Annotated in this window: 18 protein-coding genes; all 18 read left to right on the plus strand. The window is 71.7% G+C overall.

Going from position 1 to position 21,194, the window contains the following annotated elements:
* The first annotated feature begins 25 nt into the window (after positions 1-25).
* The 18 genes from ACIQ7D_RS31035 (at position 26) to ACIQ7D_RS31120 (ending at position 21,193) form a co-directional block, all read left to right on the plus strand.
* The gene (locus tag ACIQ7D_RS31035) at positions 26-565 is read left to right on the plus strand and encodes a TIGR00730 family Rossman fold protein (protein ID WP_403943303.1); all 540 of its coding nucleotides are present in this window, start codon (positions 26-28) and stop codon (positions 563-565) included.
* Positions 566-594: 29 nt separating this feature from the next.
* Positions 595-1,284, plus strand: a complete 690-nt coding sequence (locus tag ACIQ7D_RS31040; protein ID WP_403943304.1) for an SDR family oxidoreductase — start codon at positions 595-597, stop codon at positions 1,282-1,284.
* The gene (locus ACIQ7D_RS31045; protein WP_403943307.1) at positions 1,281-2,309 is read left to right on the plus strand and encodes a methionine synthase; all 1,029 of its coding nucleotides are present in this window, start codon (positions 1,281-1,283) and stop codon (positions 2,307-2,309) included. The genes ACIQ7D_RS31040 and ACIQ7D_RS31045 overlap by 4 nt, the downstream gene beginning before the upstream one ends.
* 9 nt (positions 2,310-2,318) lie before the next feature.
* Positions 2,319-4,619, plus strand: coding sequence for an NAD-dependent DNA ligase LigA (gene ligA / locus ACIQ7D_RS31050; RefSeq protein ID WP_403943309.1), 2,301 nt, complete (start codon positions 2,319-2,321; stop codon positions 4,617-4,619).
* A gap of 262 nt (positions 4,620-4,881) precedes the next feature.
* Entirely contained in the window at positions 4,882-7,008 is a 2,127-nt protein-coding gene (locus ACIQ7D_RS31055; protein WP_403943311.1) for a putative bifunctional diguanylate cyclase/phosphodiesterase, read from the plus strand.
* A 169-nt stretch (positions 7,009-7,177) separates the two neighbouring features.
* Positions 7,178-7,474 (plus strand): Asp-tRNA(Asn)/Glu-tRNA(Gln) amidotransferase subunit GatC, encoded by a 297-nt coding sequence (gene gatC / locus ACIQ7D_RS31060; protein ID WP_010984178.1) that lies wholly within the window; start codon positions 7,178-7,180, stop codon positions 7,472-7,474.
* Between the two features lie 6 nt (positions 7,475-7,480).
* Positions 7,481-8,989, plus strand: coding sequence for an Asp-tRNA(Asn)/Glu-tRNA(Gln) amidotransferase subunit GatA (gatA, locus tag ACIQ7D_RS31065; RefSeq protein ID WP_403943313.1), 1,509 nt, complete (start codon positions 7,481-7,483; stop codon positions 8,987-8,989).
* An 8-nt stretch (positions 8,990-8,997) separates the two neighbouring features.
* A complete protein-coding gene (locus ACIQ7D_RS31070) occupies positions 8,998-9,225 on the plus strand; it encodes a hypothetical protein (protein WP_403943404.1) in 228 nt (75 codons plus the stop codon).
* A gap of 95 nt (positions 9,226-9,320) precedes the next feature.
* On the plus strand, positions 9,321-10,601 hold the full coding sequence (locus tag ACIQ7D_RS31075; protein ID WP_403943315.1) for an AAA family ATPase: 1,281 nt from the start codon (positions 9,321-9,323) through the stop codon (positions 10,599-10,601).
* Positions 10,598-11,239, plus strand: a complete 642-nt coding sequence (locus ACIQ7D_RS31080; protein WP_403943317.1) for a hypothetical protein — start codon at positions 10,598-10,600, stop codon at positions 11,237-11,239. The genes ACIQ7D_RS31075 and ACIQ7D_RS31080 overlap by 4 nt, the downstream gene beginning before the upstream one ends.
* A complete protein-coding gene (gatB, locus tag ACIQ7D_RS31085) occupies positions 11,236-12,744 on the plus strand; it encodes an Asp-tRNA(Asn)/Glu-tRNA(Gln) amidotransferase subunit GatB (RefSeq protein ID WP_403943319.1) in 1,509 nt (502 codons plus the stop codon). Before ACIQ7D_RS31080 ends, gatB begins: the two co-directional genes overlap by 4 nt.
* A 218-nt stretch (positions 12,745-12,962) precedes the next feature.
* Positions 12,963-14,219 (plus strand): SLC13 family permease, encoded by a 1,257-nt coding sequence (locus tag ACIQ7D_RS31090; RefSeq protein WP_403943321.1) that lies wholly within the window; start codon positions 12,963-12,965, stop codon positions 14,217-14,219.
* Positions 14,220-14,344: 125 nt separating this feature from the next.
* Positions 14,345-14,788, plus strand: a complete 444-nt coding sequence (locus tag ACIQ7D_RS31095; protein ID WP_403943406.1) for a universal stress protein — start codon at positions 14,345-14,347, stop codon at positions 14,786-14,788.
* A gap of 106 nt (positions 14,789-14,894) precedes the next feature.
* A complete protein-coding gene (locus ACIQ7D_RS31100; protein ID WP_403943323.1) occupies positions 14,895-17,072 on the plus strand; it encodes a phosphocholine-specific phospholipase C in 2,178 nt (725 codons plus the stop codon).
* 187 nt (positions 17,073-17,259) lie between these two features.
* Positions 17,260-19,470: an MMPL family transporter gene (locus tag ACIQ7D_RS31105; protein WP_403943325.1), complete on the plus strand. Its 2,211-nt coding sequence runs from the start codon at positions 17,260-17,262 to the stop codon at positions 19,468-19,470.
* Positions 19,471-19,503: 33 nt separating this feature from the next.
* Positions 19,504-20,064, plus strand: a complete 561-nt coding sequence (locus tag ACIQ7D_RS31110; protein ID WP_403943327.1) for a GNAT family N-acetyltransferase — start codon at positions 19,504-19,506, stop codon at positions 20,062-20,064.
* Positions 20,065-20,152: 88 nt separating this feature from the next.
* Positions 20,153-20,803, plus strand: a complete 651-nt coding sequence (locus ACIQ7D_RS31115) for a hypothetical protein (RefSeq protein WP_403943329.1) — start codon at positions 20,153-20,155, stop codon at positions 20,801-20,803.
* 216 nt (positions 20,804-21,019) lie between these two features.
* Positions 21,020-21,193, plus strand: a complete 174-nt coding sequence (locus tag ACIQ7D_RS31120) for a hypothetical protein (RefSeq protein ID WP_403943331.1) — start codon at positions 21,020-21,022, stop codon at positions 21,191-21,193.
* The last annotated feature ends 1 nt before the right edge of the window (position 21,194 follow it).

A 21,194-nucleotide genomic window follows, 5' to 3' on the forward strand; every position in this document is an offset into this window, starting at 1 on the left:
CGGGGCAGCCCGTACCGTTCACCCCATGAATATCTGTGTCTTCCTCTCCGCCGCCGACCTCGACGAGCGTTACACCCGCCCCGCCCGCGAATTCGGCGAACTGATCGGCAAGGGCGGCCACACCCTCGTCTGGGGTGGCTCCGACAGCGGGCTGATGAAGGTCGTCGCCGATGGGGTGCGGGAGGGCGGTGGTCGGCTGGTGGGGGTTTCGGTGGACTTCCTCCAGGCCGTGGCCCGGCCCGACGCGGACGAGATGGTGATCGCGAAGGACCTCGCGGAGCGCAAGGCGCTGCTGCTCGCCAAGTCCGACGCCGTCGTGATCATGGTCGGCGGTACGGGGACGCTGGACGAAGCCACCGAGATCCTGGAGCTGAAGAAGCACGGCATGCACGGCCACCCCGTGGTGCTGCTCAACACGGCCGGCTTCTACGACGGACTGAAGGAGCAGTTCCGGCGGATGGAGGACGAGGGTTTCCTGCCGCTGCCCCTCACCGAGCTGGTCTTCTTCGCCGAGGACGGGGTCGGCGCCCTCGCCTATCTGGAGGAGGCCGTCGGCGTGCGGTGATCCGGGCGCGGTGATGCGACGATGACCGCATGGCTACCCATCTCCTCACCGGTGCGGGCTCGGGCATCGGCGCCGCCGTCGCGTGCCGCCTGCACGAACGCGGCGACGACCTGATCCTCTTCGCCCGCGACGCCGGCCGCGCGAAGGAACTCGCGCAGGCATTTCCCGGCGCCCGCACCCTCGTCGGCGACCTCGCCACCCCCGACCGGCTCTCCTGGGCGCTCGGTCAGCAGGACCTCCCCGACCGGCTCGACTCGCTCCTGCACATCGCGGGCGTCGTCGAACTGGGCGAGGTCGGGGAGCTGACGCCCAAGGCGTGGCAGGGCCAGCTCGCGGTCAACCTGATCTCCCCGGCCGAGCTGACCCGGCTGCTGCTGCCGCAGCTCCGCGTCTCCCACGGGCAGATCGTCTTCGTCAACTCGGGCGCCGGGCTGCGCGCCCACGCCCAGTGGGGCGCGTACGCCGCCTCCAAGCACGGACTGAAGGCGCTGGCCGACGCGGTGCGCGACGAGGAGCGGCCGAACGGCGTACGGGTCACCTCCGTCTACCCGGGCCGTACGGCGAGCCCCATGCAGGCCAAGGTGCACCAGCAGGAGGGCAAGGAGTACGACGCGTCCCGCTGGATCGACCCCGAGTCGGTCGCGACGACGATCGTGACCGCGCTCGACCTGCCGCGTGACGCGCAGATCGACGACGTGACCGTACGGCCGGGCCGATGAGCGGGCCGTCCGAGAGCCCCCAGAGCGACACCGCCACCACCGTCTGGGGGCCCGCCACCGGCGTCGGCTCCATGCCGGGCGGCGACGCGCGCGAGACCGCCCGCGCCGTCACCGGGACGTTCGAGGACTTCCCGTACCTCGCCGAACTCCCCGCGAGAGGGCCGGGCGCCGACATGATCGGCCGTACGGCCGGACTCCTCGCCGAGATCTACGCCCGCGTGGAGCCCAGCGGCTGGCGGATCGGGGACCACCCGGGGCGGGACACCAAGCGGGCGAGATCCTGGCTGGGGGAGGACCTCGACGCACTGGAGGAGTTCACCCAGGGGTATCAGGGGCCGCTCAAGGTCCAGGTCGTCGGGGTGTGGACGCTCGCCGCCGCCATGGAGCTGCGCGGCGGCGAGTCCGCCCTCGGCGACCCCGGCGCCTGCCGGGACCTCACCGCCTCCCTGGTGGAGGGGGTGAGCGCGCACCTCGCGGAGGTACGGCGCCGGGTGCCGGGCGCCGTCCCCGTACTCCAGATCGACGAACCGTCCCTCACCGCCGTCCTGCGCGGACAGGTCAGGACCGCCAGCGGCTACCGCACCCACCGGGCGGTGGACCGGCAGGTCGTGGAGGGCGCGCTGCGCGAGCTGACGGCGCTCGCGCCGGGGGCCTCGGTCGTGCACTCCTGCGCGCCCGACGTGCCGTTCGCGCTGCTGCGGAGGGCGGGCGCGGCGGCCGTTTCGTTCGATTTCGGACTACTCACCGAGCGTGACGAAGAGACGATCGGGGAGGCCGTCGAGGCCGGCACGAAGCTCTTCGCGGGGGTCGTGCCGGGCACTGACGGCCCGTTGTCAGACCCTGCCGGTAGCGTCATGGGTGTCAGGACGCTGTGGCGCAGGCTGGGGCTCGATCCGGGGACTCTGACGGAGTCCGTGGTGCTCACGCCGACGTGCGGGCTCGCGGGTGCCTCACCCGCGTACGCGCACGCCGCGACGGCGCACTGCGTCAGGGCCGCGAGATCCCTCGCGGACAACCCTGAGTGACGGTCCCGGATGACGGGCCATGGTGATCGGGAGGACGAGACGGTGGCTGGCGAACAGCAGAGTGCGGTGCCCGCTGAGGCACGGGAGCGGCATGCCCTCCTCGCCGAGCAGATCGAGGAGCACCGCTTCCGGTACTACGTGAAGGACCAGCCGATCGTCAGCGACGGCGAGTTCGACCGGCTGCTGCGCACGCTGGAGGCGCTGGAGGAGACGTACGCGGAGCTGCGCACGCCCGACTCGCCGACGCAGAAGGTCGCGGGGGCGTACGCGACGGATTTCACCGCGGTCCAGCACCGTGAGCGGATGCTCTCCCTCGACAACGCGTTCGACGACGAGGAACTGGGGGCGTGGGCCGACCGCGTCGCCAAGGACGTGGGCACGCCGGACTTCCACTACCTCTGCGAACTGAAGGTCGACGGGCTCGCGGTCAACCTGACGTACGAGCACGGCAGACTGACCCGCGCGGCCACCCGGGGCGACGGCCGGACGGGCGAGGACATCACGCCCAACGTCCGCACGATCGCGGAGATCCCGCACCGCCTCGAAGGGGAGCGCGTCCCCGACCTGGTGGAGATCCGCGGCGAGGTCTACTTCCCGATGGACGCCTTCCAGGAGCTGAACGCCCGTCTGGTGGAGGCCGGTGACAAGCCCTTCGCCAACCCGCGCAACGCGGCGGCGGGTTCGCTGCGCCAGAAGGACCCGAAGATCACCGCGACCCGCCCACTGCACATGGTGGTGCACGGCATCGGGGCCCGCCAGGGCTTCGACATCGACCGCCTCTCCCACGCCTACGAACTGCTGCGCGAGTGGGGGCTGCCGACCGCCCGCCACAACAAGGTGGTCGGATCGGTCGCCGAGGTCAGGGAGTTCATCACGTACTTCGGGGAGAACCGCCACTCCGTGGAGCACGAGATCGACGGGGTGGTCGTCAAACTCGACGAGATCCCGCTCCAGGGCCGGCTGGGCTCCACCTCGCGCGCGCCGCGCTGGGCCATCGCCTGGAAGTACGCGCCGGAGGAGGTCAACACCAAACTGGTGAACATCCGGGTCGGTGTGGGCCGTACGGGGCGGGTCACGCCCTACGCCCAGGTCGAGCCGGTCACGGTGGCGGGCTCCGAGGTCGAGTTCGCCACCCTGCACAACCAGGACGTGGTGCGGGCCAAGGGCGTGTGGATCGGCGACACGGTCGTGCTGCGCAAGGCCGGTGACGTCATCCCGGAGATCCTCGGCCCGGTGGTCGACCTGCGCCCGGACGACGCCCACGAGTTCGTGATGCCCACCGAGTGCCCCGAGTGCGGTACGCCGCTGCGCGCGATGAAGGAAGGGGACATCGACATCCGGTGTCCCAACGCGCGTACCTGCCCCGCCCAGTTGCGCGAGCGGCTGTTCTATCTCGCGGGCCGCAAGTGCCTCGACATCGAGAACTTCGGCTATGTCGCCGCGGCCGCCCTGACCAAACCGCTGGAACCGGCCATTCCTCCGCTGCTGGACGAGGGCGATCTCTTCGACCTCACCATCGAGCGGCTGCTGCCCATCACGGCGTACGTCCTCGACCAGGACAGCGGTCTGCCCAAGCGGGATCCGAAGACCGGCGAGGAGAAAATCGCCACCGTCTTCGCCAACCAGGCGGGCGAGCCGCGGAAGAACGCCCTCGCGATGCTGGAGAACATCGCGGCGGCCAAGGAGCGCCCGCTCGCCCGGATCATCGCCGGACTCTCCGTCCGCCATGTGGGGCCGGTCGCCTCCGAGGCGCTGGCCAGGGAGTTCCGTTCGATCGACCGGATCGAGGAGGCGACGGAGGAGGAGTTGGCGGACGTCGCCGGCGTCGGGCCGATCATCGCGGCTTCCCTCAAGGAGTGGTTCGCGGTCGACTGGCACCGCGAGATCCTGCGCAAGTGGCGTGCGGCGGGCGTCCGGATGGAGGAGGAGGGCTCGGGCGAGGACGACGGCCCCCGGCCGCTGGAAGGGCTCACGGTCGTGGTGACGGGCACGCTGGAGCAGTACACGCGGGATGGCGCGAAAGAGGCGCTGCAGAGCCGTGGAGCGAAGGTGACCGGCTCGGTGTCGAAGAAGACCGCCTTCGTGGTGGTCGGTGAGAACCCCGGGTCGAAGTACGACAAGGCGATGCAGTTGAAGGTGCCTGTCCTGGACGGCGACGGGCTCACCGTCCTGCTCGAACAGGGCCCGGACGCCGCCAGGGAGGTCGCGCTCACCCCCGAGGAGCCCGCCGCCACCGGCGAAGAGGCCGCCCCGTCCGACGGAAAGACTCCGTCCGCATCCGAGGAGGCTCCGGTCACGCCCGGGGAGTGAGGCGGTCCCGCCCGCGCGGTGCGCGACGTCACACCGTCGATTTCGGGCCGTCAAGCTCACCCGTTCGGCGCATACCAGATGGATAGGGATGGGCCGGTCGCATTCGGGCAACAGATGTAGAGCGCTGCCCGTCGAGGCCTTTCGCGGCCTACTGTTGAGATGTGCGCCTGTCGAACACGGCTCAGTAGTCCGATTCCAGCCGTGTTGCACGACAACGTGCCATCGCGTGGCATCGGCTCCGCCGGCTGTGAGAGGGACGGGAATGAAACCGACCGAGAGCGCCGCCCCGGTCCCACCCCCGCGCGGTTTCGCGGGATTTGGGGGCATGGCCGCCAGAACGCCCGTTCTGGTGGTGGGACTCGCCGTCGTCGTTCTGGTGACCGGCGTGGTGTGGACACTGCGGGACGGTCACGCGCTGTTCCCCGGCTCCGACGCGGGCTGGGCGCTGGCCGTCCTCACCGGCGTCATCGTCGGCCATCTCGTCGCGCTCGGCCGCGACCGCTGGTGGGGCGGGACGGGCTCCGGCGCGGCCCTCACCCTCGCCGTGCTGCTGCTGTACGGGTGGGTCGCGGCCGGACTGGTCAGCCTGGCCGTCGTCGTCCTGGTCGGTGTGGCCCGCAGACACCGCTGGCGCCAGGGCGTCCTGCACGGCGCGGCCGACCTGCTGGGGACCGGGGCCGCCGCGCTCGCCCTGGCGGTGTTCGGTGTGGTCCCCACCGTCGAGCACCCCTGGCAGCCGCTCGACTGGACCATCGGTGACGTCCCGCAGATCGTGCTCGCGGCGGGCGCCCAGCTCACGGTCACCCGGCTGCTGCTCTGGTACGCGCTGGCGCCGCAGGGCGCTGGGCTGCCCGCCGCCGGCCGCACCGCCCTCTACCGGCAGGGGCTCGTCGCGGTCGCCCTGCTCGGCATCGCCCCGCTGATCTGCGTCGTCGCGATGTCGCAGCCGGTGCTCCTGCCGCTCTTCGCGATCCCGCTGATAGCCCTCGACTCCACGCTCTGGATCGCCCGGGCGCGCGCCGAGGAACAGCTCCGCGACCCGCTGACCAAACTCCCCAACCGGCAGTGGCTGCTGGAGCGCACCTGGTCGGCGCTGGAGGAGGCGGAGGGCCAGGGCGCCAGAGCGGCGCTGGTCCTGATCGACCTGGACCGGTTCCGTTCCGTCAACGACACGCTCGGCCACCTGGCGGGGGACCGGCTGCTGCTGCAGATAGCGGACCGGCTGAGGCTGGCCCTGCCGCGCGGAGCCGAGGCCGCGCGGCTCGGCGGCGACGAGTTCGCCGTACTGCTCCCGACATGCGACTCCACCACCAGTGCGCAGCGCGTCGCCCGTCATCTCGTGGCGGACCTCTCCTCGTCGCTGGACCTCGACGGCCTCACCCTCGTCCTGGAGGCCAGCGCCGGCGTCGCCGTCTACCCCGAGCACGCGCTGGACGCGGAGGGGCTGCTCCAGCGGGCGGACGTCGCCATGTACCAGGCGAAGCGGGACCGTACGGGCGTGGAGGTCTACGAGTCCAAGCGGGACTCCAACACCCCCGACCGCCTCGGCCTCCTCGGCGATCTGCGCCGCGCGCTGGACGCGCGGGAGGTGGAGCTGCACTACCAGCCGAAGGTCCGGTTCGACGGCCAGGTCGCCGGCCTGGAGGCGCTGGTGCGCTGGGTGCACCCCGAGCGCGGGCGCGTCCCTCCGGACGAGTTCATCGCGATCGCCGAGTCCTCCGGTCTGATGCCTCACCTCACGGAGTACGTACTGGACACCGCTCTCGCTCAGGTCGCCCGCTGGCGAAACCAGGGACTGATGGTGCCCGTCGCCGTCAATGTCTCGCCGCGGGACGTGCACACCCCCGGGTTCGCGGGCGCGGTGGCGGCCCGGCTGGCCCGGCACGGTGTCCCGGCCGGCTCCCTCCAGCTGGAGATAACGGAACACGTCCTGCTGGAGGACCCCCAGCGCGCCGCCGACACCCTCGCCGGTCTCACCGGGCACGGGGTGAAGATGTCGCTCGACGACTTCGGTACGGGGTACTCCTCGCTGGTCCATCTCCGGCGGCTGCCGGTGAGCGAGCTGAAGATCGACCGTTCCTTCGTGGCCCGGCTCGCGGTCGACACCGAGGACGCGGAGATCGTCCGCTGCACGGTCGACCTGGCGCACTCCCTGGGCCTGCTGGTCGTCGCGGAGGGCGTCGAGGACGACGAGACCTGGGAGAGGCTGCGGGACCTGGGCTGCGACGCCGTACAGGGCTGGCTGGTGGCCGCGGCGATGCCGCCCCACGAGGCGACGGCCTGGCTGCTGGCCAGGGGCGAGCACGGCTGGCAGCGTCCGGCCGAGCTGGAGGCGGCCCGGGCCCGTGAGTCGCGGGCCCGCGAACAGTCGGGCCAGGCGGTCACGTAGGGCCGGGCAGCGGCGCGCTGAGGCGGCCCCCGGTGGTCCGCGGGGGTCCCCGGTCCCGGGCCGCCCGGGACGCCCGCGGGGACGGGCGTCCCGGCCGTTTCGTGAGCAGGGGTGCCCGCCCCATAGGATTGGGTGAAAACCAATCACACTCACCCCTGAGGATCGCTGCATGCCTGGCATCACGCGCGAGGAGGTCGCCCACCTCGCCCGGCTGGCGCGTCTGGAGCTGAAGGCCGAAGAGCTCGACCACTTCGCCGGACAGCTCGACGACATCATCGGCGCGGTCGCCCGCGTATCCGAGGTAGCCGACCAAGACGTACCGCCGACCTCCCATCCGCTGCCGCTGACCAATGTCATGCGCGCGGACGAGGTCCGCCCGTCGCTCACCCCCGAGCAGGCGCTTTCCGGCGCCCCTGCCCAGGAGCAGCAGCGTTTCAAGGTGCCGCAGATCCTGGGGGAGGACTAAACAGTCATGACCGACACCGTCAAGACGGACATCATCAAGCTCACCGCCGCCGAGATCGCCGCGAGGATCGCCTCCGGTGACCTCACGGCCGTCGAGGTCACCGAGGCGCACCTCGCGCGCATCGAGGCCGTCGACGAGAAGGTGCACGCCTTCCTGTACGTCGACCGCGAGGGCGCGCTGGCCCAGGCCCGCGCCGTGGACGCGAAGCGGGCGGCGGGCGAGAAGCTCGGCCCGCTGGCCGGCGTCCCGGTCGCACTGAAGGACATCTTCACCACCGAGGGGATCCCGACCACCGTCGGTTCCAAGATCCTCGAAGGCTGGCTCCCGCCGTACGACGCGACGCTCACCAAGAAGCTCAGGGCCGCGGACGTCGTCATCATCGGCAAGACCAACATGGACGAGTTCGCCATGGGGTCCTCCACGGAGAACAGCGCGTACGGCCCCACCGGCAACCCCTGGGACCTCACCAAGATCCCCGGCGGCTCCGGCGGCGGCTCGTCCGCCTCGCTCGCCTCCTACCAGGCGCCGCTGGCCATCGGCACGGACACCGGCGGCTCCATCCGCCAGCCCGCCGCGCTCACCGGCACGGTCGGCGTCAAGCCGACGTACGGCGCCGTCTCCCGGTACGGCATGGTCGCCTTCTCGTCCTCCCTCGACCAGGGCGGCCCCTGCGCCCGTACCGTCCTGGACACCGCGCTGCTGCACGAGGTCATCGCGGGCCACGACCCGCTCGACTCGACCTCCATCGACGCGCCGGTCCCGCCGGTCGTCGAGGCCGCGCGCAACGGCTCGGTCGCCGGGATGCGGGTCGGCGTCGTCCGGCAGTTCCGCGGCGAGGGGTACCAGGCCGGGGTCCTCCAGCGCTTCGACGAGTCGGTCGAGCTGCTGAAGGAGCTGGGCGCCGAGATCGTGGAGCTGGACTGCCCGTCCTTCGACCTCAGCCTCGCCGCGTACTACCTGATCGCGCCGTCCGAGTGCTCCTCGAACCTCGCGCGCTTCGACGCCATGCGCTACGGCCTGCGCGTCGGCGACGACGGCACGCGCTCGGCCGAGGACGTCACCGCCCTCACCCGCGAGGCCGGCTTCGGCGACGAGGTCAAGCGCCGCGTCATCCTGGGCACGTACGCGCTCAGCTCCGGCTACTACGACGCGTACTACGGCTCGGCCCAGAAGGTCCGCACGCTCATCACCCGGGACTTCGAGAAGGCCTTCGAGCAGGTCGACGTGATCGTCTCCCCGACGTCCCCGACCACCGCCTTCGGCATCGGCGAGCGCACCGACGACCCGATGGCGATGTACCTCGCGGACCTGTGCACCATCCCCGTCAACATGGCGGGCAACGCGGCCATGTCGCTGCCCTGCGGCCTCGCGCCCGAGGACGGTCTCCCGGTCGGCCTGCAGATCATCGCCCCCGCCATGAAGGACGACCGGCTCTACACGGTCGGTGCCGCCGTCGAAGCGGCCTTCGTGGAAAGGTGGGGACACCCGTTGCTGGAGGAGGCACCGTCACTGTGACCAGTGCAATGAGCAAGGCCAAGGGCTTCAAGAAGTCCAAGACCGGTACGTACCTGTCGATCGGCAGCACCGCGCTCGGCGCCTTCGGCGTCGTGAAGCAGGCCAAGCTGGCCCGCAAGGAGCACGACACGCTCCGGCTGGTCGACGCGGCGGTCTCCGCGGTGGCCATCGTCACGGGCCTGGCGATCCTGTACCGCGAGCTGAAGCGCCTGGGCGACGACGACCTGCTGGGCTGACCGCACGGGTGCCGGGGCCTTCGCGGGCCCCGGCACCCGCACCGCGGCGTACCACCGCCGCTGTTGCCACCGCTGCCACGGAAGGAGGTGACCTGGTGATCACCCGCATCGAGATCGACGGCTTCAAGTCGTTCGTCGGCTTCGCCCTGGACGTACGCCCCTGCACCGTGCTGATGGGTGTCAACGGCGCGGGCAAGTCGAACCTTCTGGACGCCCTGGACTTCGTCCGCCGTGTGGTGACGACCGGGCTGCCGAGAGCGCTGGACGGCGACAACCCGCGGCTCGCCGCGCGCGACCTCTTCCACCATGCCGACGGGGCCGGCGGCGCGTACACGGCGTCCGGCCTGACGGTCAAGATCGGCATGATCGTGCCCAGTACGTACGGACCGCTCCCGCTGGTCGTACGGCTGGCCATCGAACGCCAGGGCACGCCGCCCGGGCCGGTGAAGGCCGCATGGCGTGGCGGGCGGGTGTGGGTGAGCAGCCTCACCCGTACGGAGTGGATGGACCGGCTGGCGATCCCGGGGCCGCTGCGCTCGGCCCTCGCCGCGGCGCGCACGTCCTTCGTGGAGCGCAACGGGGCGGACTGGGCTCAGCTCCGCGGCAGCGACCCCGCCACGGACGGACCCGCGACGGAGGCCGCGCAGGAACTCCTCGGCCGGCTCGCGAGCGAAACGGCGACCTGGGAGCGGATCGCGCTCGACCCCGCGGCCATGCGCCGGCCGTTCGGCGGCAGCGACGAGCTGACGCTCCTGGCGAACGGCGGCAATCTGGCGGCCGTTCTGCACCGCCTCGGCATCGAAGAGCTGCGCGACATGGAGGCCGACCTGGCCGCGCTGATCCCGGAGGCGTCCGGGATCAGGCCGCTGTTCGACGAACGGCGCGGCGAGTACGACTTCGACGTACGGTTCCGGCACACCGGCTGGACGTCCCCGCCGATGCTGTCCGACGGCACGATGCGCGTCCTCGCCCTGCTCGCCGCCTGGTACGACGACCGGCGGGCCGGGCTGCTGGCCGTCGAGGAGATCGAGAACGGCCTGCATCCGACCCGGATCGCCGAGCTGGTGAGGCGGCTGCGCAGAGACGTGGACGATTTCCCCGGCCTCGTGGACCGGGCGGCCCGGACCTACGGTTTCCGGCAGCTGATCGCCACCACACACTCTCCCGTGCTGCTCTCCGCACTGCGCGACGACGCCTCGGGAAGCCTGGTCCTCCTGGAGCAGGCATCACACATCGACCCGGCGCGCACAGGCGTCTCGACCGTGACCCGGGCCCGCCCTGTGCGTACCCCCCTGGCGGACGAGGAGCCGGGCGACACGGTCACGGCCGAGCAGGTGAAGCGCCTGCTGGAGTCCATGGGGCAGGTGATCGCGTGAGCCGCGTACGCCTGCTCAGGTTCGGGCTGCTCGTGGAAGGCCCGAGCGATCTGCTCTTCCTCGAACGGCTGATCGTGCGGCAACTGGAGGAGACGCTGCACGCCAGAGCGTTGAAGGCCGCCGAAGTACTCACTCCCTGCGAGACGGCTCCGGTCCACACCACGGCGGCGCCGAAGGTTCTCCTCCAGGCGGCCACGGCGCTGGCCGAGCGGTGCGACGTACTCTTCATCCATCGGGACCACAAGGAGATTCCGGATGCCCACGGACTGATGGAGGCGCTGGCCGCGCTGCCGGAGCGGGCGGCGACGCCCGTGCTGCTCGGTCCCCGGATGATGACCGAATCGTGGGTCCTGGCGGACCGGGCCGCACTGACCCGGGTACAGCCGGCCGCCGACCTGTCGGCGCACCCGCATCCGCACCCCGCCGATGTGGAACAGGGAAACCCGGCGCCGGGCCACCCCGCCCACCCGAAGCGCGTACTGGCGAACGTACTGAAGAAGGCACGGCGATCCGACCCCGGCGATTACTTCGCCCGCCTCGCCGACGAAGTGGATCTCTCCGTACTCGGAAAGCTGTCGTCCTACCAGCGCTGGCTGGCCGACACCGATGAAGCATTGATGAGGAAGAAGTACCTGTGACCGTCACTGAACTCGTGTCGTACGAGGACGCCCTCGCCACGTACGACCCCGTCATGGGCCTGGAGGTCCACGTCGAGCTCGGCACCAGGACCAAGATGTTCTGCGGCTGCTCGACCGAGCTGGGCGCCGCGCCCAACTCGCAGACCTGCCCGACCTGTCTGGGCATGCCGGGATCGCTCCCGGTCGTCAACGCGATCGGCGTCGAGTCCGCCATCAAGATCGGGCTCGCGCTCAACTGCGAGATCGCCGAGTGGTGCCGCTTCGCCCGGAAGAACTACTTCTACCCGGACATGCCGAAGAACTTCCAGACCTCCCAGTACGACGAGCCGATCGCCTTCAACGGCTATCTGGACGTCCAGTTGGAGGACGGCGAGATCTTCCGCGTGCAGATCGAGCGCGCCCACATGGAGGAGGACACCGGCAAGTCGACGCACGTCGGCGGTGCCACGGGCCGGATCCACGGCGCGTCCCACTCGCTGCTCGACTACAACCGCGCCGGCATCCCGCTCATCGAGATCGTCACCAAGCCCATCGAGGGCGCCGGCGCGCGCGCCCCCGAGGTCGCCAAGGCGTACGTCGCCGAGCTGCGTGAGCTGATCAAGGCGCTCGGCGTCTCCGAGGCCCGCATGGAGATGGGCCAGATGCGGTGCGACGTCAACCTGTCGCTGCGCCCGAACGGCCGCGAGGAGTTCGGCACCCGCTCCGAGACCAAGAACGTCAACTCGCTGCGCAGCGTCGAGCGCGCCGCACGCTTCGAGATCCAGCGCCACGCCGCGGTGCTGAACAGCGGCGGCACCATCCTCCAGGAGACCCGGCACTTCCACGAGGAGGACGGCTCCACCACCTCCGGCCGGATCAAGGACAACGCCGAGGACTACCGGTACTTCCCGGAGCCCGACCTCGTCCCCGTGGCCCCGGCCCGCGCCTGGGTGGAGGAGCTGCGCGCCACGCTGCCCGAGCCGCCGCGCGTACGCCGCAACCGGCTCCGCGAGGAGTGGGGCGTCTCCGAGCACGACATGCAGTCGATCCTCAACGCGGGCGCGATCGAGCCCATCGTCGCCACGATCGCCGTGGGCGCCCCGGCCGACCAGGCCCGCAAGTGGTGGATGGGCGAGCTGGCCCGTAACGCCAACGAGTCCGGCCGCGCGCTGGACGAGCTGCCCATCACGCCCGAGCAGGTCGCCCGTGTCGCCGCGCTCGTCGCGGCCGGCGACCTCAACGACAAGCTGGCCCGCCAGGTGATCGAGGGCGTGCTCGCGGGCGAGGGCGACCCGGACACCGTCGTCGAGAAGCGCGGCCTCAAGGTCGTCTCCGACGACAGCGCGCTCGGCGCCGCCGTGGACGAGGCGATCGCGGCCAACGCGGCCGTCGCGGACAAGATCCGCGCCGGCAAGGTCGCGGCGGCGGGCGCCCTGGTCGGCGCCGTCATGAAGGCGACGCGCGGCCAGGCAGACGCGGCGCGCGTCCGCGAGCTGATTCTGGAGCGGCTCGCCCCGAGCGAATAGACATGCACAGTCCGGAGAAGCTGGGCGCCGAGGGCTGATCCCGGCCCGCACATCACACGCACAGCACGCCACTGGGGGCGGCGCACCGGCGACGGTGCGCCGCCCCCAGTGGCTTCGTACGTCGCCGGTGACCTCGTACGCCGTACCTTCGTGCCCAGCCTGTCGCGAACGTGCCGGGCCGTTTCGAACCACCACGATCACGAGGCAGATCAGATCCTGTGAACACCGTCGCCGCCGAGATCGTCTCCGTCGCCCTGCTGCTCGCCGTGCTGGCGTTCGCCGTCGGGCGGCCGCGCGGTCTGCCCGAGGCCGTCGCCGCCGTCCCCGCGGCCCTGCTGGTCGTCGTCCTCGGCGCCGTCTCGCCGGGGGAGGCGTGGGAGCAGACCCACACCCTGCTGCCCGTGGTCGTCTTCCTCGCGGCCGTGCTCGTCCTCTCCCAGCTCTGCGACGAGGAGGGGCTGTTCACCGCCGCGGGCGATCTGGTGGCGCGGCTCTGCGGCGGCAAGCCGCGCACGCTGCTCGGCGGGGTGTTCGCCGTCGCCGCCGTCATCACCGCCGTACTCAGCCTGGACGCCACGGTCGTCCTGCTCACGCCGGTGGTCTTCGCGACCGCCGCGCGGGTCGGCGCCCGGCCCCGCCCGCACGTCTACGCCTGTACGCACCTCGCGAACTCCGCGTCCCTGCTGCTGCCGGTCTCCAACTTGACCAATCTGCTGGCGTTCACCGCGAGCGGGCTCTCCTTCACCCGGTTCGCCGCGCTGATGGCCCTGCCGTGGCTGGCCGCGATCGCCGTCGAGTACGTCGTCTTCCGCCGCTTCTTCGCCGCCGACCTGGCCGCCGGGGCGCACCCCCCGAGGACGGACGAGCGGCGCGACGTCCCGGTCTTCACGCTGGTCGTGCTGGGGCTGACACTGGCCGGGTTCGCCGTCACCTCGTTCGCCGGGATCGAACCGCTGTGGGCGGCCGTCGCCGGTACCGCCGTGCTCGCCGTCCGTGCCCTGCGGCAGCGGCGTACGACCCCCGTGAAGCTGCTGCGCGCCGCGTCCCCGCTGTTCTGCCTCTTCGTCCTCGCGCTCGGCGTCGTCGTCAAGGCGGTCGTCGACAACGGCCTGGACACCGGGATCACCTGGCTGCTGCCCGGCGGCTCCTCCCTGCTCTCGCTGCTGGCCATCGCGGCGATCGCCGCCGTCCTGGCCAACGCGATCAACAACCTCCCGGCGATCCTGGCGCTGCTGCCGGTCCTCGCCCCGGCCGGCCCCGGGCCCGTTCTCGCCGCACTCATCGGGGTCAATCTCGGCCCGAACCTGACGTACGTCGGGTCGCTCGCCACGCTGCTGTGGCGGCGCATCCTGCACGAGCACGACGCCGAGCCCAAGATCGGTCACTTCACCCGGCTCGGACTGCTCACCGTGCCTGCCACGCTGGCCGTCTCGACCGTGGCACTGTGGGGCACTCTGCGACTGATCGGAGGCTGACCGCAGTGCCGCTCCCCTTTCCCGCGACCGGTCCGCAGGCGGGCGCCGACCGGCAGGCGGGCGCCGACCCGCGGGCCCACGCCGCACCTCAGGCCGACGCCACACCGCGGACCACGCTCGTCTGGATCACCGAGTCCACCTGGACCGCCTGCGTCGACGCGGCCCGCGCACGCGCCCCGCACGACGCCGTGGTGCTGCTCCACATCGGCGACGACGAGATCGTCGCCGCGGCGCACCACGCCTACGCGGGGCTCCTCGGCCGGGGCCACCGCCCGGACCGCGACCCCGGCCCGCGGCTCGAAGCCCTCTCCGGTACGGCGGCGGCCGATCTGCTGGAGGCCGCCGCGCACCGGCTCGGCCGGCCCTGCGAACTCCTCGAACACCACGGCCAGGTGGAGCACGAGGTGGTACGGGCGGCCACCGGCGCCGATCTGCTGATCTGCGCGCGCGACGGCGAGCGCGACCGCCCCGGGCCGCACAGCCTCGGCCGCGCGACACGCTTCGTCGTCGACCACGCGACGTGCCCGGTCCTGCTGGTCTGGCCGTACGGCGAGGAAGCGGGCGGGTAGCCGGGGAGCAGCGCGGCCTCGGAGGCGGGGCGCGCCCCGGGGACGTTCACCTGGTGGACGCGCCGGGGTCTTCCCCCTGCCATCCGCTCTCACTACCGTCCGGGACATGTCACCGGAGATGTCGCGCGGAGAGTTGTCGCGCAGAAGAGTGCTCGCCCTCGGCTCGGGCGTCGTGGGCGCGGCGGCTGCCGCGTCGGTACTGCCGCCGTCCCTCCAGGCGGCGCTCGCCACCGGACCCGCGCCCGGCGGGCTGCACGCGATCAAGCACGTGGTCGTCCTCATGCAGGAGAACCGGTCCTTCGACCACTACTTCGGCACCCTGCGCGGCGTACGGGGCTTCGGCGACCGCAACGCCGTCGAGCTGCCCTCCGGGAAGTCCGTGTTCGCGCAGCCGGCCCCGTCGGGCGGCACCGTTTTGCCGTTCTCCGTACGGGACGCCGCCGCGACGCAGCGCAAGGACCTCCAGTACATCGGCGCCCTCGACCACTCCTGGGACGGCGGCGCCGCGGCCTGGAACGACGGCTGGATGGACGGCTGGGTCTCCGCCAAGACGGCTGCCACCATGGCCCACTACGACCGGCGTGACATCCCGCTCCATTACGAGCTGGCGGACACCTTCACCGTCTGCGACGCGTACCACTCCTCCGTCCACACCTCGACGAGCCCCAACCGCAACCACCTCTGGAGCGGCTGGACCGGCTTCGAGGCCGACGGGCGGCGCGCCGTCGGCAACGACGCGTACGACGAGGGCACCCACCCCGGCTACCCGTGGCCGACCTACGCCGAGCGGCTGGAGAAGGCGGGCCGGAGCTGGCGCACGTACACCGAGTGGGAGAACTTCACCGACAACAACATCGAGTTCTTCACCACGTTCAAGGACGTGGCCCGTAAGGCGCTCGGCCGGGCCCGCGCCCTGCCCGGACAGCACGGCGCGGCGGGCTTCACCTACATGGAGGCGTTCTACGCCGCCGTGCGGGACGCCGATGACATGACCGAGCGCGCGCGGCTGCTCGGCGCGCTGGAGGAGGGCGTCGCCACCCTCACGGCCGAGGAGCGCTCGCTCTTCGAGCGCGGGCTGCGCCGGGTCGAGACCGGCACGCTCGCCGCGGCGTTCCGCGCCGACGTGGCGGCGGGGACGCTGCCCGAGGTGTCGTACCTGGTGCCCTCCGCGGTCGACTCCGAGCACCCCGGTTCCTCGTCGCCGGTGGCCAGTGCCTCCCTCGTCTACCAGGTGCTGGACGCGCTCGGAGCGCATCCGGACGTCTGGCGGCATACCGTCGTACTGATCAACTACGACGAGAACGACGGCTTCTTCGACCATGTGCCGCCGCCCGTGCCGCCCGTGGACGACCCCGACGAGCGCTGGAAGGGCCGCCCCACCGGGCTCGGCGTCCGGGTCCCGCTGCTGGTCGTCTCGCCCTGGACCGTGGGCGGCTATGTCTGCTCCCAGGTCTTCGACCACACCTCCGTGATCCGTTTCCTGGAGCGGTGGACGGGGGTGGCGGAGCCCAACATCACCCCGTGGCGGCGCACCGTCACCGGCGATCTGACCTCGGCGTTCGACTTCCGGCGCGGGCGCGTCCAGCCCGAGGTGGAACAGCCCGGCGCGATCCCGCCGTTCACCGGCCGCTGGCAGCCCGTACCCCCGGCCGAGCAGAAGATGCCCGTACAGGAGAAGGGCGCGCGCCCGGCCAGGCCACTGCCGTACCAGCCGGACGCGCACGGGTGGGTCGACGCGGACGGGCGGACGTTCACGGTCGCGCTCAGCAACACGGGCCCGGCCAGCGCCCACTTCGCGCTCTACCCGTACGCCGGCGAGTTCGCGATCCCGCAGCACCGTGATGTAAGGGGCAGGGCACAATGGACGGTGCCCCTTACCGGCCCGGGCCGCACCGAGCGTGACTCCTACCGTTTCACGATCACCGGGCCGAACGGTTTCCGCCGGGAGTTCTCCGGACCGGTCGCCGGGGACGGGGCCGAGGTCGCCTCGTCCGTCGACCATCACGACCGCGATCTGCACCTCACCCTGACCAACCGGGGCACGCGTCCTGTCACCTTCACGGTGCGGCCCCTCGGATACGTCGACGAGGCCGACCTGGACGGCTGGACGCGCCGGATCACGGTGAAGCCGGGCCGCAGCAGGGGCGTCGTGCACTCGGCGGCCGACGCGCACGGCTGGTACGACATCGAGGTGACCACCGACGCAGCCGAGGGCTCCGCCGCCCCGTTCCGCCGCCGTCTCATGGGCCATGTCGAGAACGGTCGGGCGAGCGTCGCTGGTTGACATCTCCGTGCCACGAGGCGCCGCCCCATCGCCAAGCCTTACTGTGAGTAAGGCCACCAACCGGACAAAGGATCACTAAGGATCTCTTTCGGCTGCGATAGTAGCTCTCCGTAGGTCACGCGTTCTTTGCGGGCTCCCCCACGGGCCGTTCCCGGTAAAGATCCATGAACCACTCAGGGAGCAGTCCTTGGCAGCCCTCGCGCGATGGTGCGTCACCCACCGGCTTCTCGCCGTCCTCCTCTGGCTGCTCGCGCTCGGCGGCACCTCCGCGGCCGCCGGTGTGATGGGGACCTCGTACTCCAACGACTACGAGGTCCCCGGCACCGAGTCGGGCCGGGCCACCGAGCTTCTCGGTACGGCCTTCCCGGGGCTCGGCGGGGACAGCAACACCATCGTCTGGCACACGGAGCACGGCTCCGTCCGCGACGCCGGTGTCGAGCTGCGGGCCGGGGAGATGCTGGGCAAGGTCGCCGGGCTGCCCGGGATCTCCTCCGTCGTGAGCCCGTACTCGGCCGAGGGCGCCGAGCAGATCAGCGCGGACGGCCGTACCGCCTACGCGCGCGTCACCTTCGACCGGCAGGCCGACGACATCCCGCCGTCCCAGGCGCGGGCCCTGGTGGACACCGCGACATCCTTGGAAGGGGCTCGGAAGGGCCTCGGGGTCGAGCTGGGCGGCAGCGCCGTCGCCCTCACCGAGGCCACCTCCGCGCACACCGCCGAGATCGTCGGTGTGGCCGTGGCGGCCGTCGTGCTCTTCCTCGTCTTCGGTTCGTTCGCGGCCGGCCTGCTGCCCATCGCGACCGCGCTGGTCTCCGTCGGCACCGCGTACGCGGGCATCGTCCTGCTCGGCCACGCCATGACGGTCGCCGACTTCGCGCCCATGCTGGGCCTGCTCATCGGGCTCGGCGTCGGGATCGACTACGCGCTGTTCATCGTCGTACGGCACCGCAAGGGCCTCCAGCGTGGGCTGACCGTCCCCGAGGCGGCGGTGAGCGCCGTCGCCACCACCGGCCGGGCCGTCGTCTTCGCCGGGGCCACCGTCTGCATCGCCCTGCTCGGCATGCTGATCCTGCGCCTGAGCTTCCTCAACGGGGTCGCGATCGCCGCCTCGCTGACGGTCGTCCTGACCGTCGCCGCGTCCGTGACCCTGCTGCCCGCCCTGCTCTCCTTCATCGGCACACGCGCGCTGAGCCGGCGCCAGCGCGCCCGGCTCGCCGCCCACGGTCCGCGGCCCGACCTGCCCACCGGCTTCGCCGTCCGCTGGTCCCTCTTCGTCGAACGCCGCCCCAAGCTGCTGGGCGCCGTCGCGGCCGTGGTGATGCTGGTCCTCGCGCTCCCCACCTTCGCCCTCCACCTCGGCAGCTCCGACCAGGGCAACAACGCCGCCACGGCCACCACCCGCAAGGCGTACGACCAGCTCGCCGAAGGGTTCGGGCCCGGAGTCAATGGCCCGCTGACGCTGGTCGCGCATCTCGACAGCGCCGCCGACCGGCTCGCCATGGACCAGCTTCCGGACGCCCTCCGTGCCACCGAGGGCGTCGCCTCGGTCGGCCCCATCGCCTTCAACGGCTCCGGCGACACCGCGCTGCTCACCGTCGTACCGGAGTCCTCGCCGCAGTCGCGGCACACCAGCGACCTGGTCGACCGGCTCCGCGGCGACGTGCTGCCCACGGCGGCGGCCGGCACCTCCCTCGCGGTGTACGTCGGTGGCGTCACCGCGAGCTACGACGACTTCGCGGACATCATCGTCGGTAAACTCCCCCTCTTCGTCGGGGTGGTCATCGCCCTGGGCTGTCTGCTCCTGCTGCTGGCGTTCCGCTCCGTGGGCATCCCGCTCAAGGGCCCTCTGATGAACGTGGCCGCCGTCGCCTCCTCCTTCGGAGTCGTCGTCGCGATCTTCCAGTGGGGATGGGGGAGTGAGCTGCTGGGGCTCGGCAGCGCGGGGCCGATCGAACCCTTCCTACCGGTGATCATGGTTTCGGTTCTCTTCGGGCTCTCCATGGACTACCAGGTCTTCCTGGTCAGCCGGATGTACGAGGAGTGGCTGGAGACCGGCGACAACGCGCGGGCCGTGCGCGTGGGGCTCTCCGAGACCGGCCGGGTGATCAACTCGGCGGCGGTGATCATGATCTCGGTCTTTCTCGCCTTCGTCCTGAGCGGCGACCGCGTCATCGCCATGTTCGGCATCGCCCTGGCCACGGCGGTCGCGCTGGACGCCTTCGTGCTCCGTACGCTCCTGGTCCCCGCCCTGATGCATCTGCTCGGCGGCGCCAACTGGTGGCTGCCGCGCGCCGTGGACCGCCGGCTCCCGCGCATCAGTATCGAGGCGCCCGAGCACCGCGAACGTGCGAAGATCCCCGTGCCGCACGAGCACAAGCACACTCCGCTCGTCCGGTGAACCGCACGACACACACCGCACGGGGGAATCATCATGTTCGCCGTACCACTGGGTGACGACGCCCGGCTGAGCCCGCTGGAGCCCTGGCGGGCAGCGGAGTTCCTGGCCCACATGGACCGCGCCAGGGACCTGGTGGACGAGCACATCCAGCTCGCCAGGGCCGTCACGGACCCGGCGTCCGCGCGGGCGCTCCTCGACTCGTACGCGCAGAAGCAGGCGGCCGACACCGGACGCCTCTACGGGATCTGGCTCGGCCCCACCCTCGTCGGCGGCGTGCTCTTCCGTATCTTCGACGCGCCCGCCGGGAACTGCGAGATCGGCTGCTGGCTGGAGCCCGCGGGAACGGGGCGCGGCCTGGTCACGCGCGCCGCCGCCGTCCTGATCGACTGGGCGGTCGAGGAGCGCGGGATACACCGCGTCGAATGGCGCGTCTCGGCGGAGAACGCGGCCAGTATCCGGGTCGCCCGGCGGCTCGGGATGACCCGGGACGGGGTGCTGCGGCAGAACTACCCGTACCAGGGCGTACGCCAGGACACGGAGGTCTGGTCGGTGCTCGCCCCGGAGTGGCGCGCACGGCCCGGTACGCCGAGCTGATCAACCGCTGATCACGATACGGCTGCCCACGGGAGTGAATTTCCGCGTTCTCAGGAAGTTCTCAGAACGGGCCCCTAGCGTGCGAAGTATGAAGTCCACCCCCGAGACCCAGACCCCCGAGCCGGAGACGGCCGAGGCCCCCACCACCAAGGCGGCCGGAACCCAGGCCGATCTGAAGAAGAGCGACACTCCCGACGGCACCCCCGGCGACACGTCCGCCGACACCGCCGGCGCCCCCACCGCCGGCGCCCCCACCACCGACGCCTCCACCGGCGCCGCCGCCCCGGCCGCCGACCTCGACGAGGACGAGGCGGCCGGCGAGGACGACGAGCTGGACCTCCTTGAGGGCGCCCCCGCGGCGTCGTCCGGTCTCGGCGCCGCCGCCGCGGCCGTCGTCGCCGTCTGCCTGGGCATCGTCGCCCTCACCGGCACCTGGACCAGCAAGGTCCTCGCCGAGCGCCAGGGCCTCGTAGGACAGCTCAAGACCGGCCAGTCCGCCACAGCCGAGCAGCAGATCTCCGCGATCTACGGCGACGCCTGGCACGTCACGGCCGCCGTCAACGGCGGGGTCGCCCTGGTGGCGCTCCTCCTCGGCGTGATCGTGCTGACGCTGCCCCAGCGCGACGGCTGGGTACGGCCCTTCGCGCTCGCCGGCGCCGTACTCGGCTTCCTGGGGCTGCTGATCTCCATGGCCATGTACTTCGACCTCTTCGCGGCGCTGCCGACCACCGGCGCCTGACGCCGATTCCCCCCACACCCCTCCGCCCCCGCCCGGTCTAAGGTCTGAGCGGCTCATGCCGCCCGGGGCCTTAGGCCGTCCGTATGTCCGGCCCCGCTTTCTAAGGCCCCGGGGCCCCTCAAGATGCGGCACTCTCCCAATGCGGCCCCGCCCCCTGGGAGACGAAGGTAGAGGCATCACCAGATGCCCCACCGCCTTCGCTCCAGGGAGCCCGCGATGTTCGAGTACGAACTCCAGAAGATCCACACCGCCGAACTGATCCGCAGGGCCGAGCACGAGCGGCTCGTCCGGGAGGCGGGCGCGGCCCGCCGCTGGGCCCGGCGAAGCGCCAGGAACGCCCCCGGGGGGCGGGTGAACCCACTCCGCGGCCGGTTCGACCGCGCCGCCTGAG

Origin of the sequence: Streptomyces sp. NPDC096310 (assembly GCF_044763125.1) — a bacterium.
Classification (GTDB): Bacteria; Actinomycetota; Actinomycetes; order Streptomycetales; family Streptomycetaceae; genus Streptomyces.